This window comes from Clostridium sp. J1101437_171009_A5, assembly GCF_015547905.1.
Classification (GTDB): domain Bacteria; phylum Bacillota; class Clostridia; order Oscillospirales; family Oscillospiraceae; genus Pseudoflavonifractor_A; species Pseudoflavonifractor_A gallinarum.
Genome location: NZ_JADMVY010000010.1, coordinates 1 through 19,216 on the forward strand (window position 1 = coordinate 1; position 19,216 = coordinate 19,216).

Here is a 19,216-nt window from a genome sequence, read left to right on the forward strand (position 1 = left end):
CCCGTTGGTCAAGCGGTTAAGACGGCGGCCTCTCACGCCGCAAACATGGGTTCGATTCCCGTACGGGTCACCAATTTTCTCTTGACAAAGAGATGAAAATTGAATATAATAGCTTATCGTTGAGAAGAACGGTAAGGAGAAGAAATAGAATTTCTTTTGCTTACTTTTCTTCTCGGAGAAAAGTAAGTTGGTGTTGATTGCGGTGAGGGTCCACCCGTTCCCATTCCGAACACGGAAGTTAAGCTCACCTGCGCCGAAAATACTTGTCTGGAGACGGACCGGGAAGATAGGTAATGCCGACACAGAACTGGACAGTCGTAAGATTGTCCAGTTCTTTTCACCAGAGTTGGTGTTGATTGCGATGAGGGTCCACCCGTTCCCATTCCGAACACGGAAGTTAAGCTCATCTGCGCCGAAGATACTTGTCTGGAGACGGACCGGGAAAATAGGTAATGCCAACACATCAGGAACGGACAGTCCATGCGACTGTCCGTTTTTTGTTTATCCTCATTTCGATAGGGGGCATCCACATGCGCTACAAACAGGTGAAGAGAGGGATCTTTCTGGCCCGCCCGAACCGCTTCATAGCCCACGTGGAAGTGGACGGCAGCATGGAGGTCGTCCATGTAAAGAACACCGGCCGCTGCCGGGAACTGCTGGTGCCCGGGGCGGTGGTCTACCTGGAGAAGGCGGACCAGCCCAAGCGTAAGACACAGTTTGATCTCATTGCGGTGGAAAAAGGTTCCCTCTTGATCAATATGGATGCCCAGGCGCCAAACCAGGTTTTCGGGGAGTGGGCCAAGGCAGGAGAATGGGTTCCGGGCTTGACGCTCCTGAAACCGGAGACAAAATTTGGCCATTCTCGCTTTGATTTTTACTGGGAGGCAGAGGACTTTTCCACCAAACGGCGCGGCTTTGTGGAAGTAAAGGGAGTTACGCTGGAAGAAAACGGCGTGGTACTCTTTCCGGATGCCCCCACGGAACGCGGTGTCAAGCATATTGAGGAGTTGATTGCCTGCCATGCGGCAGGATACGAGGCAGCCCTCTGCTTTGTGGTACAGATGGAGGGAATGAGGTGTTTCCGCCCCAATGACCGGACCCACCCGGCCTTTGGGGAAACACTGCGGCGTGCCCGGGAAGCAGGGGTACAGATTTTTGCACGGGAATGCTTGGTTTCTCCGGATAGCCTGACGCTGACAGGAAATATCCCGGTAGAGCTCTGAACGAGGGGGGGAGAGAGATGGAACTGGACATGGAACGGGTATGGAGGGACCAGCAGAGGCCCATTCCCTGGGAAGAGGACCCGGACCTGAGCGATGTACCCGCCCCACAGGACTGCGGGGAAGCCCTTCTGGATGTGACAGACCTCCATCCCCGGATTCGATTTGACCGCGCTTACCAGAAGCGGGGACTTCGCGGGGCCATGGACCGGTGTCTTATGCGGGAGGGGGTCTGGAAGAGGCTGTGCCAGGTGGTGGAGGGACTTCCAGCGTGCTATTCGCTGCTGATCTATGACTGTCTGCGGCCTTTGACCCTCCAAAAGGCCATCTATGAGGAGTTTGAGGATATTGTGCGGGCGCGTACCCCGGGCCTCCAGCCGGAAGAGGTGGAGCGGATCCTGAGTGATTTTGTGGCCAAGCCGGTCAAACGGCTCCATGCGCCCGCCCCCCATACCACGGGCGGTGCGGTGGATCTCACTCTGTGCAAAAACGGCGTCCCGCTGGACATGGGGACCGGCTTTGATGATCTGACCCCGGCAGCCCACACCCACTGGGTGGAAGAGCATCCGGAAAACCAAGCGGCTTTGGAGAACCGGCGCCTGCTCTTTCACCGGATGACCGGGGCAGGATTTATCAACTACTGCACCGAGTGGTGGCACTTTGCCTATGGAGAGCGGATGTGGGCCCACGCCCACGGGACTGCCCCCAAATATGGATTTTGTCCGGAATGTGATTTTCCGGAGGAGAGATAAAAAATCGGACTGCAAATTTGCAGTCCGATTTTTTCATGGATTGACACCTACGCTATCCTATCGTATGATAACTATAACGATATTCGATATAGTCAGGGGAGGGAAAATCGTGGCGCGAAAAAAGCTGGATACGTTGACCGAGCCCATGTACTATGTCCTGCTGTCCCTGCGGCAGGAGCGCCACGGCTACGGCATTATGCAGAACATCTCCGCGCTGACCGGAGGACGGGTGAATGTGGGAGCAGGCACCCTGTATGCCCTCTTGGAGCGCTTTGAGAAGGATGCCCTGATCTGCCGCACCCGGGTGGAGGAAAACCGGAAATACTACCGCCTGACGGAAGAGGGGGATCGTGTGCTCCGGGGGGAGTATGAGCGCATCCGCCGTCAGGCTGCTGATATGGAACGCGTTCTGCGAGAGGACGAGCAGAAGTGAAGCGGGAGCGGTACCTGGACCGGATGGAAGTCATTCTGGACAGCTGAGGAGGCGTGTGAATGAGACGAAAATTGGGCCTATTTCTCTATGAGGAGATGGACTATAAGGCGGCTGAGGACTGGCTCAACCGCCGGGCGGCGGCGGGCTGGGAGCTGGACCGGATCTGGCTCAATGTGCTGGCCTGGTTTCGGCCCAGCGGGCGGACCGATCTGCGCTACTGTGTGGACCTGCACCGAAAGCCGGATGAATACGCCCTAGATATGGAGGACTACTACCAGCTCTGCGCCGACGCCGGATGGGAGTATGTGGCCCAGAGCAGCGGCATGGCCATCTTTGCCTCCAGCCCTGTGGCCCGGCCGGTGCCCCTTCAGACCGACCGGAAGATGGAGGAGCGTACCTACTGGAAGCGTGCCATCCGTCCGGCCATCCTGGGACACCTGCTGTTGCTGGGCCTTCTGGCGGCTCTGGCGGCCCTGTGGGGCTGGCTCCAGTGGCACGGCGTGGGAAGAGCGGTGAAGCCCAGTGAGATCCTGTGCAGCACCGCCTGCCTTTTGGGGGCGCTTGGTGTTCTCTGCTGTGTGATCGGACTGCTCTGGAGTATTCCGGCCGGACTGCTCCACTGGCGGCGCTGGAAACGGGCAGTGGAGCGGGAGGAGCCGGTGGCCAGCTCCCCCTTCTGGTCCCGCTTCCGGGGCGGCGTGGGGTGGCTGGGCTGGCTGCTCATGGAGCTGTGCGTGATCTTTCAGCTGGTGGAGCTGTTCATCCCCTTCCTGGGATACAGCGGCTACGATGTGGCCGCCCACCGCCCGGAGCTGCGGGAGCGCCCTCTGGCTATGGCCGAGGAGATGGGGGTGGACCCCAATGCGGTGACGTACATCCGGGAGGAGCCGGTCTGGTCCCTGCTGGTACAGGGGATCCGATATCACGAGGACGCCCGGGAGGAAGAGGGATACCAGTTCCTCTCCTGCGACCGCTATACCTGTGTGAGCGACGGATACGCCTCCCTTCTGGTGCGGGCCATCCGATGGGAGAGTGGGCGCAGCGGGTACGAGGCATACGGACTTCTGGACTTTGTACCGGTGGAGCTGGGCCTGGATGAGAGCTGGAGCGCCCGGGACGGTTCCTTCCTCCTGCTGCGGGAGGGCTGCACGGTTGCCCTGGTGGGGGCGCATATTCTGGACGGAGGAGCGCCCGACCTGACCGGGGAGCGTATGTGGAATGCTGTCTTGGAGCGGCTGGATCTGGAGTGAAACGATGAAAAAACGGTATGCATTTTATGGCTTTCGGGATGAGGATTACCGGGCGGCTGAGACCTGGCTGGAGGGCTGGAAAGCCCGTGGCTGGGAGCTGGAGCGGGTGCTGGCCGGCTGCATCGCCGTCTTTGTGCCCTTGAGCTGCCCGGAGGTGCGCTACACGGTGGACCTGGTTCCCGCGCGCAGGCGGGAGGAGTCGCAGGAGGGCTGGGTGGAGCGACAGGCGGAATACCGTCAGCTCTGTGCCGATGCAGGCTGGGAGCAGGTGGGGGAGAGCGGGGCACAGCGGATCTACAAATCCATCCGCGGACAGAACCCTGTCCCTCTTCAGACCGACCCGGAGCTGGAGCAGGCGCGCTTCCAGCAGCAGGTGGTGCGCCCGGCGGTGGAGTCCACGGCCAGTGTCCTCGTTACGGTGGTGCTCTCCACGGTACTCTTTTTTTACGCGGAGCGGAGGGCGGTCTACTGGTTTGAGCTCCTGCTCCATCCGGGGGAGCTTCTGGCCCTGGGAATGATCGGGCTGGGGCTCCTGTGGCAGCTCTACAAGCTGTTCCATGTGTGCCGGTATGGCTGGAAGCTGCGGCGGGCCCAGGGGGAGGTCCTTCCGAGTCCCTCTCTCCGGGGCGCTCGGGTGCGGGCCTGGGGGGATGCCCTCTGGCTGCCTGTTCTGGCAGCGGCGCTGCTGAGTACCCTCTGGACGGGCAACCTGCGCACCGAGACGCCGCTGGATCCCGCACAGCTGGCAGAAGAGGGCCGGCCGGTGGTCACAGCGGCCGATCTGGGTGGAATCACCCGAACCGACGATATCATGTGGCAGGAGGGGAGCGGGCTGCTCTCCACAGTGAGTTTTGTCCAGAGCAGGGGGCTGGGAGGCATCCTCTACGTGGAGCGCTATGACGCGGCCACTTCCGCTCTGGCCGGGCGGGTGTTCCGGGAGCTAGAGCAAAAAGCGGACCAGGATGAGACTAAGGCCATACTCTGCGGCCGGGGCGAGGAGACAGCCATCCCGGTGGAGGTCTCTGGTGCGGAGGAGAGCGTGCTGTATCAATATGAGCGGGGTGAATATCTCATCCTCCGCAGCGGAAAGACGGTGGTCCGTCTTATGGCAGATTTGGACTTTACGGACCCAGCCCTTCTTGCTACAATAGTATCACAAACGAAATTAGGAGCGTGATACCGATGGCAAAGGTACTTTTCGTCAACGCCTGTGTCCGGGAGGAGAAGTCCCGCACTCTGAAGCTGGCCCGCGCCTTTCTGGCGGAGTACGCAGCCCTCCATCCGGAGGACGAGATCACCGAGCGCAATCTGATGCAGGAGCGCCTGGAGCCCCTCTATCCCGACACGCTGGAGCTTCAGGAGTCCCTGCTGGCGGCCAAGCAGACCGATCACCCCATGTTTGAGGTCTCCCACCAGTTTACCTCGGCCGACCGCATCGTCATCGCGGCCCCCTTCTGGGAGCAGTCCTTTCCCGCCCTGCTGCGGGTCTATCTGGAGCGGATCTCCGGGGTCAATCTGACCTTCTACTATGACGAGGACGGGGTGGAGCACGGCCTCTGCAAGGCGAAAAAGCTCCTCTTCATCACCACCCGGGGCGGAGATTTTTCCGCGCCGGAAGTCCAGTGGCTGGAACTGGGAGCCAGTCAGCTCAAGGTGATCTGCCATATGTTCGGCATTCCCGAGTTCCGCTGTATCGCGGCGGACGGATTGGATATCATTACAAATGACGCAGAGCAGATCATGGCTCAGGCTCTGGAGCGCTGCGTGGAAGAGGCGAAAACATTTTGAACAAACCCAAGCTCCTGCTGCTGGCGACCGGCGGCACCATTGCGTCCCAGCCCATGGAGGAGGGACTGGCCCCCGGATTGGACGGAGAGGCCCTGACCGATATGCTGCCCTCTGCGGTGCTGAAGCGGTATGAGATCACGGTGCGGGATATCCTGCGCATGGACAGCTCCAACATCCAGCCGGAGGAGTGGCAGATCATTGGACGGCATGTCTTTGCCTCCAGCCGGGAGTATGACGGCATCGTCATTACCCACGGGACCGACACCATGGCCTATACGGCCTCCATTTTGTCCTTCATGCTCCAGGGGATCTCCATCCCGGTGGTGCTCACCGGGTCCCAGCTGCCCATTGAGCATCCCCTCTCCGACGGACAGGAGAACCTGCGCCTGGCGCTGGCCATGGCGGAGAGCGGGATCGGCGGCGTATTTGTGGCCTTTAACCGTAAGATCATCCTGGGCACCCGTGCGGTCAAGACCCGCACCACCGGATTTGACGCTTTTGAGAGCGTGAATTGGCCCTATGTGGCCCAGGCCTCCGGAGGCGGACTGGACTGTACCCCGGCCGCCCTTCCCCCGCTGCGGGGTGAGGGATGTGTGCTTCGGGACGCCCTCTCCCCCCGGGTATTTTTGATGAAGCTCACCCCGGGGGTGGAGCCTGAGATTTTTGACATGCTCCTCCAGATGCACTACCGGGGCATCGTGATCGAGGCCTTCGGAGCGGGCGGCCTGCACTTTGTGCGGCGGGATCTGGTGGCCAAGCTCCAGGCAGCCGCGGCCGCAGGCGTGTCGGTGGTGGTGTGCAGCCAGTGCCTCTATGAGCCCAGTAATTTTGCGGTCTATGAGGTGGGACGCCGGGCGCTGGAGCAGGGCGTCATCCAGGGGCGGGACATGACCACCGAGGCGGCGGTCACCAAGCTCATGTGGGCCCTGGGACAGACGCAGGACCCGGAGCAGGTCCGCCGTTACTTTGAGACCAGCCTGGCCGGCGAGGTGACCCTGGAGTAATCCGCCGGGACCGTGTGATTCCAAAAGGTAATAAAGAGAAAAAATAAAACAGCCTGTGGAGGATTCCACAGGCTGTTTTGCAGTTGTATGGGAGAGTGTCCCTCAGATCTCCCGCCGTCCCTCCAGGGCGCGCATGAGGGTGGCATCGTCGGTATACTCCAGGTGGCTGCCCACCGGGATGCCGTAGGCCAGACGGGTCACTTTCACCTGGAAGGGCTTGAGGAGCCGGGAGAGGTACATGGCCGTGGCCTCTCCCTCGGTGTCGGGGTTGGTGGCCATAATGACCTCCCGCACGCCGCCGGCGGCCACCCGCTCCACCAGTTCCTTGATGTGCAGGTCGTCAGGGCCCACGTGGTTCATGGGGGAGATGACCCCGTGGAGCACATGGTAGAGGCCATCGTACTCCCGGGCGCGCTCGATGGCCACCACATCCTTGGGACTGGCCACCACACAGATGACACCCCGATCCCGCTTATCGCTGGAACAAAGGGCACAGGGGCCCTCGCCCTCGGTCAGATTCTGGCAGACCGGGCATAGAGAGATGGAGTGCTTGGCGCCTAAGAGGGCGTCTGCAAAGGCCTGTACGTCCTCGGCACTCTGGGAGAGGACGAAAAAGGCCAGGCGCTGGGCGCTCTTATGGCCGATGCCCGGCAGACGGGCGAACTGCTCCGTAAGGGTTTCCAGAGCAGGGGGAAAATACTGCATGGATGGACCTCCGATGATGGTTGAGAGTTAGCCCCGCAGAGCCGCGATGGCCATGGCGGGATCGGCCGCGCCGTAGACGGCGGAGCCGGCCACCAGGGTGTCGGCCCCGGCGGCGATGACCCGGCGGGCGGTCTCGGGATTGATGCCGCCGTCCACCTGCAGGCGGCAGGCAGGATTATACTGGCGGATCAGGGAGCGGACCTGGCTGATGGTGTCCAGCTGGTCGGCCATGAAGGACTGGCCCCCGAAGCCGGGTTCCACCGTCATGACCAGCACCATGTCCAGGTTTTCCAGGTAGGGCAGGATGGCCTTGGGAGAGGTGATGGGGCGCAGGGCCACCGCCTTCTTCACCCCGCAGTCCTCCATGACCCGCAGGGCCTGGGCAATGCCGGTGGGGCCGTCGGCCTCCAGATGGACCGAGAGGAGATCGGCGCCGGCCTTGGCAAAGTCCTCGATGTAGCGCACCGGCTTATCGATCATCAGGTGCACATCCAGGAACATGTCGGTGCATTTGCGAATGGATTTGACCACCGGGATACCAATGGTCAGATTGGGCACAAAGTGGCCGTCCATGACGTCCACGTGGAGCCAGTCGGCGGTGGAGACCCGCTTGATGTCCCGCTCCAGGTTTACAAAGTCCGCGGAGAGAATAGAAGGGGCAATTTTAATCATACTTTCATCCTCCGTTCATACCATGGAAAAGCTGTGGGGTATATACTCGTGGGAGGGCGGGCGCACCGCCCGTTCCCATTGCGCATAGGATAGTGCACGCGGCAGGGACGGCACGGCCGTCTGCACACAGAGACCGGCCGGAAGCTCTCCCCGGCCCCACGGGCCCGGAACCGGCAGGGAGCACTGTGTGCGCCGCTGGGTATAGTTGGCCGCCGGTGGGCTTCGCCGGCGGCCAACAAAGAGCGTTTACAGGACGGTATTGACCACACGGGCGTCGTAGCCCGCGGCCTTGAAGGCGTCCAGGATGGCATTTTTGTGCGCATGGCCGAAGGCCTCGGTGGTGACCCGGAGCTCTACGCCCGCCTGACGATTGATGTTGACGAACTGGTTGTGCTCCAGCTTGATGATGTTGCCGTTCTCCTGGGCCACGATGTTGGCCACCCGCACCAGCTCGCCGGGGCGGTCGGGCAGCTGCACCGAGAAGGTAAAGACCCGGCCGCGGTTGATGAGGCCGTGCTGGACCAGGGAGGAGATGGTGATCACGTCCATGTTGCCGCCGGAGAGGACAGGCACCACATTTTTCCCCTTGCAGTTGAGGTGATGGAGGGCGGCGATGGTGAGCAGGCCGGCATTTTCCACCACCATCTTGTGGCGCTCCATCATATCCAGGAAGGCGTCCACCAGCTCACTGTCGTGGATGGTGATGATGTCGTCCAGATTCTTCTGGATATAGGGGAAGATCTGGTCGCCGGGCGTCTTGACGGCCACGCCGTCGGCAATGGTGTCGATGGTGGGGAGGGTGACGATGTGACCGGCCTCCAGGCTGGCCTTCATGCTGGCGGCACCCACAGGCTCCACGCCGATGACGGTGACATTGGGATTGAGGAGCTTGGCCAGGGTGGACACGCCGGTGGCCAGTCCGCCGCCGCCGATGGGCACCAGGATGATGTCCACATCGGGCAGGTCCTGGAAGATCTCATAGGAGATGGTACCCTGGCCGGTGGCGATGGCGGGGTCGTTGAAGGGGTGTACATAGGTGAGGCCCCGCTCTTCCGCCAGCTGGGCGCACAGGGCGGCGGCATCGTCAAAGGTCTCGCCGTGCAGGATGACCTCCGCGCCGTAGTCCTTGGTGTTGTTGACCTTGACCAGCGGCGTGGTGGTGGGCATGACGATGGTGGCCTTGACGCCGGCGGCCTGGGCGGCATAGGCCACGCCCTGGGCGTGGTTGCCTGCGGAGGCGGTGATGAGGCCCCGGGCCTTCTCCTCCTCCGAGAGGGTGCTGATCTTATAGTATGCGCCGCGGATCTTGTAGGCGCCGGTGACCTGCATGTTCTCCGGCTTGATATAGACATGGTTGCCCGTGCTCTTGGAAAGGGCGGGGCTGTAAATCAGGTTGGTGTTCAGGATGACGCCGGACAATACATTGCGGGCGGCCTTGAACTCGTTGAGCGTAAGCATGAGAGACGTCCCCTTTCATTGACACAGCGGATGGGAGCCGCCTCACACAAAGGAGCGACCATGACCGTTGCGTGTATCTCCGGACCCGGAAGGCCCTGGAGCCCCAAAATAGAAGTACCGCCGCTGGGGCGGATGCACTGCATATATCATAATAATTTTTCACGCTAAAGTCAACGAGAGAAAGTGCCATTCCCGCTGGAAGCGGATGTTTCTTGACACCCCAACTGCGGAAAGGTACAATAAAACCAGCTCAAATAAGCCCCTGTTTTGGAGGATATGCAAATGGCGAAAGAAAGACGACCTTCTGTGGCCCCCATCTATGCCGTGGGCGTCACCTGGCTGATCTGGTCCCTGGTATTGCCCCTCTATCAGCCCCTGCACTGGTTTGGGGCGGCGGCGGCCTCCCTGGCGGTCTATGTGCTGGGGCGCTGTCTGATCTGGAAAGACCGGGTCCTGATCGTGCCCGACGAGCCGGAGCAGAAGGAACCGGAGGAAAAGGCAGAGACCAAGGAGGAGACGAGCGAAGATCCGGAGATCGCAGCCCTCAAAAAGGAACGGGAGCGGGCGCTGAGCGAGATGCGCCGCCTCAACGACAACATTGAGGATGCCACCATCTCGGCCCAGATCGACCACCTGGAAGAGGTGACCGGAAAGATCCTGGACTATGTGGCGCAGCACCCGGAGAAGCGCTCTCAGATCCGAAAGTTCCTCAACTACTATCTGCCCACCACCCTCAAGCTGCTCAACGCCTATGACCGGATGGGAAGTGCCGGTGTGTCGGGCACCAACATTGACGGGACCATGGGCAAGATCGAGACCATGATGGAGACCATCGTCGCCGCCTTTGACCGGCAGCTGGACGCCCTCTTTGGAGATGAGGCACTGGACATTGCCACCGACATCACCGTACTGGAGCAGATGCTGGCGGGAGAGGGTCTGAGCGGATCGGATTTTGAAACCAAACCGGAATAAAGGAAAGAAATATTACGAATTGAAATAGGAAAGGACGAATCACTATGTCGGATAAATTGGATACCATGCCGGAACTGACTCTGACGCCCACCCTGGACACCGCTGCGGCCGCCGCGCCCCAGGCTCCTGAGCTGACGCTGACGCCCCAGACGGAGGAGCAGAGCGCGGCCATGACCCAGGCCGAGCGGGACGCCAACGCGGTCAAGCTGGATGAGAGCCGTCTCACCGAGGCCGAGCGGAAGATGGTGGACGAGTTTGCCCAGAAGATCGACATCACCGACGCCAACATGGTCCTCCAGTACGGCGCGGCGGCCCAGAAGAATATCGCCGGTTTCTCGGAGAATGCCCTCAACTCGGTGCGGACCAAGGACCTGGGCGAGGTGGGACAGGCCCTCTCCTCCCTGGTGGTGGAGCTCAAGCATGTGGGCACCCCGGAGGAGAAGAAGGGGGGCATCTTTGGCTTCTTCCAGAAAAAGAAGGATGAGCTGGAGGAGATGAAGATCGCCTACTCCAAGGCGGAGACCAATGTGGACAAGATCGTCTCCATTCTGGAGCAGCACCAGGTCACCCTGATGAAGGACGTAGCCATGCTGGACCAGATGTATGAGCTCAATATGAAATACTATAAGGAGCTCACCATGTATATCCTGGCCGGGAAAAAGCGCCTCCAGCAGGTCCGGGCGGAGGACCTGGAGGCCCTTAAGCGCAAGGCCGGGGAGACCGGCGCCCAGGAGGACGCCCAGGCCTACAACGATCTGGCCAATATGTGCAGCCGCTTTGAGAAGAAGCTCCACGACCTGGAGCTGACCCGTATGATCTCGGTGCAGATGGGTCCCCAGACCCGGCTGATCCAGAACAACGACGCCCTGATGCTGGAGAAGATCCAGTCCTCGCTGGTCAACACCATCCCCCTGTGGAAGAGCCAGATGGTCCTGGCCCTGGGGCTGGAGCACTCCCGTCAGGCCACCGCGGCCCAGAGCGCCGTCACCAATATGACCAATGAACTCCTGCGGCAGAATGCGGACATGCTCAAGATGGGCACCATCGAGACCGCGCGGGAGGCCGAGCGGAGTGTGGTGGACATCCAGACCCTCCAGCACACGAATCAGCAGCTGATCTCCACCCTGGACGAGGTGATGAAGATCCAGCAGGACGGCGCCCAGAAGCGCCGGGAGGCCGAAGTGGAACTGGGACGGATCGAGGGCGAGCTCAAGCAGAAACTGCTGGAGCTGCGGGGTTAAGCCTTGGGCGCCCTGAAAAAGCGCGGCACAGCGCTGCTGCTGGCAGTGCTGATGATCCTGGCCGCCATTGGGATCGGACAGCTGCGCAAGGAACAGTATCTGCTGCCCCAGGACACCGGAGTGCCGCTGGATAACTCCCTGGACACCGGCTCGGTGAGCCGCTTTTTGGACGACCAGGCCGGGCTCCTCTCCGAAGGGGCGGAGCAGACGGTGCGGCTCTACAATGCCAACTGGGATGCCCGTTACCACAGTGTGGTGGCGCTGGTGACGGTGGAGCATACGACCTCTGGCTCTCTGGAGGAGGCGGCACAGGCGGCCGGACTGGATATGGGACTGGGCGAGGGGGATGCGATTCTCTACATCGACGCGTCCCAGGGAAGTTATTACCTCTTTCCCGGAACCGAGTTCTCCACCCTGCTCACCACCCAGGCGATGGAAGATCTGGACCGCCGGGTCCTCTCGGGCAGTGCCTGGGAGGATGGTGTCCTCAGCTTCTATCAGGGGATGGATGAGCTCTACCAGAACGCCTTCGGTACCGGGGATATGGGCACCGCGGGCTATACCACGTCGTCCAAAGCGTCGGTGGACTGGGTCTCCATGACCGTCGTTGCGGTGGCTCTTGTCTTTGTTTTGGCCTGTGTGGCCGATGAGTACCGGTATAATGAGTACCGCCGCCGCTATTATGGCGTGCCCAATCCCCCGGTGCTCTTCCGGCCCATTCTCTTCTGGCACGGACCCCGGTACGGCTGGTACCGGCGGCGGTGGAATGCCCCGCCCCCACCCCCACCGGGCGGACGCGGCCCCGGTGGATTTGGAGGTGCGGGGAACCACGGACCCAGAGGAGGCGGAACCTTCGGCGGGCGGCCCTCGGGCGGGAGCCATGGTGGCTTCGGCGGCTCCCGGAACGAACGAGGCAGCAGCTTCGGCGGAGGCAGCGGTTTCGGCGGTTCCCGGGGCGGACGAGGCGGCAGTTTCGGCGGTTCCCGGGGCGGACGAGGCGGTGGCTTCGGAGGTAGCCGAGGCGGCGGCTTTGGAGGTTCCAGAGGAGGTGGGGGCTTTGGCGGCGGACGCCGCTGAGGTCTGCGCAGAAGGAACAGGAAACGGGAGTGCTCCGGCACTCCCGTTTTTTCTGGGCGGCCACATAACTTGGACACAAGTGGATGGTATGATAGGGACGAAAGGGGGGAGAGAAATATGGAGACAGCCATTCTGCTGGCGGAGGATGAGGAGCGGCTGCGCACGGTGGTGCGGGACTACTTTGTCGCCCACGGTGTGGCGTGCCGCACGGCGGCGGACGGAGCCGAGGCGCTGGAGGCTCTGCGGGAACGGGACTATGACGCGGTGCTGCTGGATGTGATGATGCCGGGACCGGACGGCTTTGCCGTGTGCCGGGCGGTGCGGGAGCGCAGCGGGGTCCCCATCCTCTTCCTCACTGCGCTGGGAGACGAGGCCCACGCCCTGCGGGGCTATGAACTGGGGGCGGACGACTATGTGGGAAAGCCCTTTTCCCTGGCCCTTCTCTATGCCCGTACCATGGCCCTGATCCGCCGGAGCCGGGGCGGGACCCTGGGGACGACCCTGCGCTGCGGGGCCATCGGGCTGGATACCGGCACACGGACCTGTACGGTGAACGATTCGGAGATCCCGCTCTCACCCCGGGGATACGAGCTGCTGCTCTGTTTGATGCGCAACCGGGGGGTGGTCCTCAGCCGGGCACAGCTGCTGGACAAGGTGTGGGGCCTGGACTTTGAGGGAGACGAGCGGGCGGTGGACGTACAGATCAAGAACCTGCGCGCCGCCCTGGGAAGTGCCGGGCGGCAGATCCGGACCGTGTTCAAGGCGGGGTATCAGCTCAGGGAGGGATGACCATGAAGGACCGGGTATTTTGGCGCATCTTCCGCAGTGTCTTTTTGAGCTTCTTTGCCCTATGGCTCCTCCTGGTGGGGGTCCTTACCTTTCAGAATCTGGACGCCAAGCGAGACCAGGTAGAACACGCCATGGGGTCGTACGAAGAGTCTACTCTGAAAAACTGCCAGATGGTGCTGGAGGGGACGGCGGAGGAATGGGAGAAGCCGGCCATCCTGACGAACCGGATGACAAGCTACGACACGGCGGGGGCCATGGGGGTGTTCCGCCTCTACGACCAGGAGGGGACCGAGCTGGCCCGCACCCCCCTGACCTGGGGAAGCTTCTGTCTGCCGGGTACAGGGGTCTATGACCACTACCTCTGCTTTGACGCGGTGCTCAGCGAGGAGGAACACGTGGCGCTGGCAAAACGGATACGGGCCAATCCGATTTATACTCACTTCTATGGCACGGAGGGCGGACTGTACGAGGCGAGTGACAACGAGCGGGTGGGCCTGCGGGGGGAAGTCATCGGAGTGCAGGAGGGAAATGTGGTCTACCCCCAGAAGCTGGTGTACTACTATGAGGAGGGGCCTGTGGTCCTGCTGGACACGGACAGTTCCTTCTTCCAGGACAAGAGGCTCACCACCTTTCCCTTTGACGCGGCCCAGGTGAGCTCCCCCCTGGTATGGAGCAAGGACAGTCCGGAGCAGGCCCTGGCCCTCTTCCGGGCGGCCGAGGGGCGCATCGACAGTCTGTTGGACGGGAGAAAGCCGGGAAGCGATTGGACCGGCGGCGGAGGCGGCGGCCAGGGCTATGCCCGCTGCGGTCCGTCGGCAGACCAACCGGAGCTGATTTCGGCCTACGGCGTGGCCTATAATATCTGGCGGCTGGGGAGCAGAGGACTGGAATTCACCTATGGGGCCACCTTCCTCTTTCTGCTGCTGCTGGCCCTCCGGGTCAGTAAACGGCAGGCCGACACCCTGCGGCGGGAGCGCTCTCTCACCCGGGCGGCCGCCCATGAGCTCAAGACCCCGGCGGCGGTGGTGCGCTCCTACGCTGAGGCCCTGCGGGAGGACATCGTCCCGGAAAAACGGGAGGAATACCTCTCCGTGCTGATGGACGAGGCCGACCGGATGGGAGTGCTGGTGTGCGACCTGCTGGAGCTCTCCCGAATGGAGGGAGAGGAGAAGCGGCTCCTTCCGGAGGACGTGGATCTGACCGCACTGGTAGCGGGGGCGGCCCAGCGCCTGGGCCGGTCGGCGGAGGAGCAGTCCATCCGCGTTGTTCTGGATCTGGAGCCGGTCCGGATCGCGGGAGACCGGATGCGCCTGGAGCAGGTGGTGGACAATCTCCTCTCCAACGCCCTGCGGCACGCGCCGCCCGGCGGAGCGATCCGCCTCACGCTGGTCCGGTGGGACCGGATCGTACGCCTCGCCGTGGAGAACGACGGAGAGCCCATCCCGCCTGAGGACCTGGGGCAGCTCTTTGAGACCTTCTGGCGGGGTGAGAAGGAGCGGGCCCGGGCTGGAGGCTCCGGGCTGGGACTGGCGCTGGTGCGGGAGGCAGTGCGCCTCCACCATGGATTCTGCGGTGCGGAGAACATCCCCGGCGGGGTGCGCTTCTGGGTAGAGCTGCCCGGGGGTGAGTGATGCTTGCCAAGTGGGGCGGTCTATGGTATCCTGAGGACAGAAAGGAGGGGATACCATGAACTTTGACCGAATTCGTATCAAAGCGGAGGCCCGCGCCTGTTTGAGCGGAGCCAATCCCCATCCCATGCTGGTGACACTGATCTACCTGCTGCTGACCAGCGGCGTGAGTATGGGAGGAAACTATGTGATCTTCCTGCTGGCCACCGGATCGCCCCTGCGGGCCATTGAGGGCTTGCTTTTGGGAGGACAGTACCTCTCGGAGGAGCTGCTGACTGGAGCATTCCTTCTGCCGTTCCTCTTTTTCACCATTGTGATGGCGCTTTTTTCCGCTGTGCTGAGCGCAGGGTATATGGCCTACGCCATGCACCTGGCCCGGGGCCAGGAGGGAGGATTTCAGAGCCTCTTCAATATCTTCTCCATGGCTGGAAAAGTACTGCTGACCGACATCTGGCAGACGCTGTGCATGCTGCCCTGGCTGCTGCTGGGCACGGGAATCTACTGGGTGCTGGGGCTGGTCCTGATGGGAATGGGCAGTTTTGGGATTTTCCTCTTCCTGGTCCCCGGCATGATCGGTTTTCTGGTCTACTGCTTCTGGGTCATGCTGCGCTATAGCCTGACCTACTTCTTCCTGCTGGATGAGCCGGAGAGCGGTGCCCGGGAGGCTGTGCGCAACAGCGTGACCTATATGAAGGGCTGGAAGTGGGAGCTGTTCAAGCTGGAGCTCTCCTTCCTGGGGTGGCAGCTGCTCTCGGTCCTGACCCTGGGGATTCTGGGACTATGGGTGACGCCCTACTACATGGCGTCCATGGCGAATTTCTATGACTTTGTCACCGGACGTTTCCCCCGCCCGCCCAAGCAGGAGGCCCTGGACCCGCCTCTGACCTTTGAGTAATGAAAAAAACCGCCTGTGCCACTTGGCACAGGCGGTTTTCTTTGGATCAGATTTCCCACAGGTTGCGGAGCAGGCCATAGAGCAGAAGATAGGCCACACCGCACCAGATCAACTTCTGTTCCCCGGGGCTTGGCAGCCCCCGTCCGGTGCGGATATAGCGCACGGCCAGGGAGAGCAGAAGGACGGCTAAAAAGGGAAGCAGGAGCATGAGACCGGGATTGGCCTGCCAAGCTCCGGCCAGGTCCAGCCGCAGCAAGGCAAGACACATCCGCGTGACCCCACAGCCAGGGCAATTCCACCCGGTGAGGAGATGGAAGGGGCAGGGGATGGACCACCCGGTCACCAGACAGAAGGCAGCATAGGCCAGTCCGGCGGCCAACAGGAGCCCCAGACCTCGCATCAGGCGAAGGGTGCGGGCACGCATCAGGCGATCTCGTATTTATTGAGCTCGTTCTGGATCAGAGCCATCGTCACAATGGACAGACCGAACAGGTTGAGGATCAGGAAAATAATGGGCAGAGACCCGGCAGGCTCGCCGTGCTGGGCCCGGGCGTCGTCCATGGCCTCGCCCATCTTGTAGCCCCAGTAGATCCCATAGATTCCACAGGTAATGAGGTTAAACAGGAACGCCATACCGCCGGAAGTCTGATAGCGGTCCGATACGATACGGCTCTCATCGGTCAGGCAGATGAACCAGTAGATACTGTAAATACCGCAGGTAATGATGGAATAGATCACACACAGGGGGATGCTTCTCTGTTTCATATTGAACGCTCCTCTTGCTTCATGTCTTGCTTCATTCTTGCCCGTATTATACCGAAAAGATGCCAATATGACAAGTAGGGGAGCGGTTTTTAACCGCTCCCCTAGTAAAATTATTCCAGTACAGCGCCCCGTGCGGCGGAGGTGACCAGCTTGGCATACCGGGCCAGGTAGCCGGTTTTGACCTTGGGCTCGGGGCAAACCCACTTGGCACGGCGTTCTGCCAGGGTGGCCTCGTCCACTTCCAGCTGGATCTTGCAGGCGGGGATATCAATGGAGATGATGTCCCCCTCCTCCACAAAGGCGATGGGGCCGCCCAGCGCGGCTTCGGGAGAGACATGGCCGATGGAGGCGCCGCGGGTAGCGCCCGAGAAGCGGCCGTCGGTGATGAGGGCCACGCTTTCGCCCAGACCCATACCACAGATGGCGGAGGTGGGATTGAGCATTTCGCGCATGCCGGGACCGCCCTTGGGGCCCTCATAGCGGATGACCACCACATCGCCGGAGACGATCTTGCCCTCATAGATGGCGGTGATGGCCTCCTCCTCGCTGTTGAACACCCGGGCGGGGCCGGTGTGGCGCATCATCTCGGGGGCGACGGCGGAGCGCTTGACCACACAGCCCTCGGGGGCCAGGTTGCCCTTGAGGACGGCGATGCCGCCGTCGGGGGAGTAGGGGTTCTCGATGGGCCGGATGAGCTCGGGATTCCGATTCTCCACACCCGCCAGGTTCTCCTCCATGGTTTTGCCGGTGCAGGTCATAACGCTGGTGTCCAGGAGGCCGCGCTTGGTCAGCTCCTTCATCACCGCGTAGACGCCGCCTGCGCCCTCCAGATCCTCCATATAGGTATCGCCGGCAGGGGCCAGGTGACAGAGGTTGGGAGTCTTGGAGGAGATCTCGTTGGACATGTCCAGATCCAGCTCAATGCCGCACTCGTGGGCGATAGCGGGCAGATGGAGCATGGTATTGGTGGAACAGCCCAGTGCCATGTCCACCGTCTCGGCGTTGTGGAAGGCGGCGGGGGTCATGATATCCCGGGGGCGGATGTTCTTCTCCACCAGCTCCATGATCTGCATGCCCGCGTGCTTGGCCAGGCGGAGACGGGCCGACCAGACCGCGGGAATGGTGCCGTTGCCCCGCAGGCCCATGCCGATGGCCTCGGTGAGGCAGTTCATAGAGTTTGCGGTATACATGCCGGAGCAGGAGCCGCAGGTGGGACAGGCGTTGTTCTCATAGTCCTCCACGCCGGCCTCATCCAGCTTGCCCGCCTTATAGGCGCCCACCGCCTCAAACATATGGGACAGGCAGGAGCGGCGGCCGTCGTTGAGTCGGCCGGCCAGCATGGGGCCGCCGGAACAGAAGATGGTGGGGATGTTCACCCGGGCGGCCGCCATGAGAAGGCCGGGCACGTTCTTGTCGCAGTTGGGGATCATGACCAGACCGTCAAACTGATGGGCCATGGCCATGGCCTCAGTGGAGTCGGCAATGAGATCCCGGGTGACCAGGGAGTACTTCATGCCGATATGGCCCATGGCGATGCCGTCGCACACCGCAATGGCGGGGAACTCCACCGGAGTGCCGCCGGCGGCGCGGATACCGGCCTTGACGGCCTCGGCGATCTTGTCCAGATTCATATGGCCGGGAACGATCTCGTTATAGGAGCAAACCACGCCGATGAGAGGACGCTCCAGCTCCTCCTTGGTGTAGCCCAGAGCATAGAAGAGGGAGCGGTTGGGGGCGCGCTCCACACCTTTTGTCACATGATCACTGCGCATGGAAAAGACCTCCTCAAAATCGCAAACAAAGTTGTATGATGACGCTTGCGTTGTATGATAACTTATTATAAAATAAGAGCAAGAAAGATGTCAAGCAGGAGAGGGAGGCTTTTATGGAGAAAAAAAACCTGGCACAGCAGACGGCGGAGCGGCTGTATGCGCGGATCGTCCTGGAAAAACAGATCGCCCCGGGCGAGAAACTGCCCAACGAGCTGGAGCTGGCGCAGGCCCTGGGCGTGAGCCGGGCCACCCTGCGGGAGGCAGTGCGCACGCTCACGGCCCAGGGGGTGCTGGAGGTGCGCCGCGGAAAGGGCACCTTTGTCTCCCGGGAGGTGGAGGGCATTGAGGACTTTGGCTTTGGCGGTCTGAGCCGGGTGAAGGGACAACTGCGGGACCTTTTTGAACTGCGCAGCATCTTTGAGCCGGCCGCCGCCCGGCTGGCCTGCTGCCGGGCCACCGAGGGAGAACTGGCCGACATTCTGGAGCGGGGGGCCGCAGTGGAGCGGTGCATCCGGGCGGGAAAGGACCGCACCGCCGCCGACGGAGCCTTCCATGCGTCCATCGTCCGGGCCACTCACAATGAATTCCTCACCCGTTTGCTGCCCCTCATCGACCGGGCGGTCATGACCGCAGTGGAGGCGGGAGAGCATGGAGAACAGCTGGCGGAGGACACCCTGCGGGACCACGCACTGCTCCTAGAGTTTTTTGCCCGCCGGGACGGAACCGGAGCCGAGCACGCCATGGCCATCCACATGCGCCACAGTATGGACGTGATGGGACTGGAAGGGGAATAAA

The 19,216-nt window shown here is 61.8% G+C and carries 20 protein-coding genes and 2 rRNA genes; 16 read left to right on the top strand and 6 right to left on the bottom strand.

Going from position 1 to position 19,216, the window contains the following annotated elements; translation table 11 throughout:
• Positions 1-186 precede the first annotated feature (186 nt).
• From rrf (I2C21_RS12825) to I2C21_RS12865, 9 genes are all read left to right on the top strand, one after another.
• Positions 187-302 (top strand): 5S ribosomal RNA (rrf, locus tag I2C21_RS12825).
• A gap of 43 nt (positions 303-345) precedes the next feature.
• Positions 346-461, top strand: a 5S ribosomal RNA gene (gene rrf / locus I2C21_RS12830).
• A gap of 69 nt (positions 462-530) precedes the next feature.
• Entirely contained in the window at positions 531-1,223 is a 693-nt protein-coding gene (gene sfsA, locus I2C21_RS12835) for a DNA/RNA nuclease SfsA (RefSeq protein WP_195279446.1), read from the top strand.
• A gap of 17 nt (positions 1,224-1,240) precedes the next feature.
• On the top strand, positions 1,241-1,972 hold the full coding sequence (locus I2C21_RS12840; RefSeq protein ID WP_195279447.1) for a M15 family metallopeptidase: 732 nt from the start codon (positions 1,241-1,243) through the stop codon (positions 1,970-1,972).
• Between the two features lie 109 nt (positions 1,973-2,081).
• The gene (locus I2C21_RS12845) at positions 2,082-2,405 is read left to right on the top strand and encodes a PadR family transcriptional regulator (RefSeq protein WP_195279448.1); all 324 of its coding nucleotides are present in this window, start codon (positions 2,082-2,084) and stop codon (positions 2,403-2,405) included.
• Positions 2,406-2,464: 59 nt separating this feature from the next.
• On the top strand, positions 2,465-3,655 hold the full coding sequence (locus I2C21_RS12850; protein ID WP_195279449.1) for a DUF2812 domain-containing protein: 1,191 nt from the start codon (positions 2,465-2,467) through the stop codon (positions 3,653-3,655).
• Positions 3,656-3,659: 4 nt separating this feature from the next.
• On the top strand, positions 3,660-4,832 hold the full coding sequence (locus tag I2C21_RS12855; RefSeq protein ID WP_195279450.1) for a DUF2812 domain-containing protein: 1,173 nt from the start codon (positions 3,660-3,662) through the stop codon (positions 4,830-4,832).
• A 5-nt stretch (positions 4,833-4,837) separates the two neighbouring features.
• Complete coding sequence (locus I2C21_RS12860) at positions 4,838-5,443, top strand: FMN-dependent NADH-azoreductase (RefSeq protein WP_193538158.1); 606 nt, start codon at positions 4,838-4,840, stop codon at positions 5,441-5,443.
• The gene (locus I2C21_RS12865) at positions 5,440-6,447 is read left to right on the top strand and encodes an asparaginase (RefSeq protein ID WP_195279451.1); all 1,008 of its coding nucleotides are present in this window, start codon (positions 5,440-5,442) and stop codon (positions 6,445-6,447) included. Before I2C21_RS12860 ends, I2C21_RS12865 begins: the two co-directional genes overlap by 4 nt.
• A 102-nt stretch (positions 6,448-6,549) precedes the next feature.
• Here I2C21_RS12865 and recR read toward each other — a convergent pair whose 3' ends face one another.
• The 3 genes from recR to ilvA form a co-directional block, all read right to left on the bottom strand.
• Entirely contained in the window at positions 6,550-7,152 is a 603-nt protein-coding gene (gene recR / locus I2C21_RS12870) for a recombination mediator RecR (protein ID WP_101691571.1), read from the bottom strand.
• A gap of 27 nt (positions 7,153-7,179) precedes the next feature.
• The gene (gene rpe / locus I2C21_RS12875) at positions 7,180-7,824 is read right to left on the bottom strand and encodes a ribulose-phosphate 3-epimerase (protein ID WP_101691570.1); all 645 of its coding nucleotides are present in this window, start codon (positions 7,822-7,824) and stop codon (positions 7,180-7,182) included.
• Positions 7,825-8,070: 246 nt separating this feature from the next.
• Complete coding sequence (ilvA, locus tag I2C21_RS12880) at positions 8,071-9,282, bottom strand: threonine ammonia-lyase (protein ID WP_101691569.1); 1,212 nt, start codon at positions 9,280-9,282, stop codon at positions 8,071-8,073.
• A gap of 282 nt (positions 9,283-9,564) precedes the next feature.
• On the opposite strand from ilvA, the gene I2C21_RS12885 reads away from it, so the two are divergent.
• The 6 genes from I2C21_RS12885 to I2C21_RS12910 all read left to right on the top strand — a co-directional run bounded on the left by I2C21_RS12885 (position 9,565) and on the right by I2C21_RS12910 (position 15,884).
• Positions 9,565-10,254, top strand: coding sequence for a 5-bromo-4-chloroindolyl phosphate hydrolysis family protein (locus I2C21_RS12885; RefSeq protein ID WP_101691568.1), 690 nt, complete (start codon positions 9,565-9,567; stop codon positions 10,252-10,254).
• Between the two features lie 44 nt (positions 10,255-10,298).
• The gene (locus I2C21_RS12890; RefSeq protein WP_101691567.1) at positions 10,299-11,495 is read left to right on the top strand and encodes a toxic anion resistance protein; all 1,197 of its coding nucleotides are present in this window, start codon (positions 10,299-10,301) and stop codon (positions 11,493-11,495) included.
• Between the two features lie 3 nt (positions 11,496-11,498).
• Positions 11,499-12,572 carry a TPM domain-containing protein gene (locus I2C21_RS12895; protein ID WP_195279452.1) on the top strand — a complete coding sequence of 358 codons (1,074 nt, stop codon included), beginning with the start codon at positions 11,499-11,501 and terminating at the stop codon, positions 12,570-12,572.
• A 117-nt stretch (positions 12,573-12,689) separates the two neighbouring features.
• The gene (locus I2C21_RS12900; protein WP_195279453.1) at positions 12,690-13,361 is read left to right on the top strand and encodes a response regulator transcription factor; all 672 of its coding nucleotides are present in this window, start codon (positions 12,690-12,692) and stop codon (positions 13,359-13,361) included.
• A 2-nt stretch (positions 13,362-13,363) separates the two neighbouring features.
• The gene (locus I2C21_RS12905) at positions 13,364-14,992 is read left to right on the top strand and encodes a sensor histidine kinase (protein WP_195279454.1); all 1,629 of its coding nucleotides are present in this window, start codon (positions 13,364-13,366) and stop codon (positions 14,990-14,992) included.
• A 55-nt stretch (positions 14,993-15,047) separates the two neighbouring features.
• Positions 15,048-15,884, top strand: a complete 837-nt coding sequence (locus I2C21_RS12910) for a DUF975 family protein (protein ID WP_193538171.1) — start codon at positions 15,048-15,050, stop codon at positions 15,882-15,884.
• Between the two features lie 46 nt (positions 15,885-15,930).
• Here the strand turns inward: I2C21_RS12910 and I2C21_RS12915 are convergent, their stop codons facing one another.
• The 3 genes from I2C21_RS12915 to ilvD all read right to left on the bottom strand — a co-directional run bounded on the left by I2C21_RS12915 (position 15,931) and on the right by ilvD (position 18,421).
• Positions 15,931-16,308 carry a DUF2752 domain-containing protein gene (locus I2C21_RS12915; RefSeq protein ID WP_193538174.1) on the bottom strand — a complete coding sequence of 126 codons (378 nt, stop codon included), beginning with the start codon at positions 16,306-16,308 and terminating at the stop codon, positions 15,931-15,933.
• The gene (locus tag I2C21_RS12920) at positions 16,308-16,649 is read right to left on the bottom strand and encodes a DUF4234 domain-containing protein (RefSeq protein ID WP_101691561.1); all 342 of its coding nucleotides are present in this window, start codon (positions 16,647-16,649) and stop codon (positions 16,308-16,310) included. The genes I2C21_RS12915 and I2C21_RS12920 overlap by 1 nt, the downstream gene beginning before the upstream one ends.
• A 110-nt stretch (positions 16,650-16,759) precedes the next feature.
• Positions 16,760-18,421: a dihydroxy-acid dehydratase gene (gene ilvD / locus I2C21_RS12925; RefSeq protein ID WP_101691560.1), complete on the bottom strand. Its 1,662-nt coding sequence runs from the start codon at positions 18,419-18,421 to the stop codon at positions 16,760-16,762.
• Between the two features lie 113 nt (positions 18,422-18,534).
• Here ilvD and I2C21_RS12930 point away from each other — a divergent pair, with 113 nt between their 5' ends.
• Positions 18,535-19,215, top strand: coding sequence for a FadR/GntR family transcriptional regulator (locus I2C21_RS12930; protein ID WP_101691559.1), 681 nt, complete (start codon positions 18,535-18,537; stop codon positions 19,213-19,215).
• Position 19,216 lies beyond the last annotated feature (1 nt).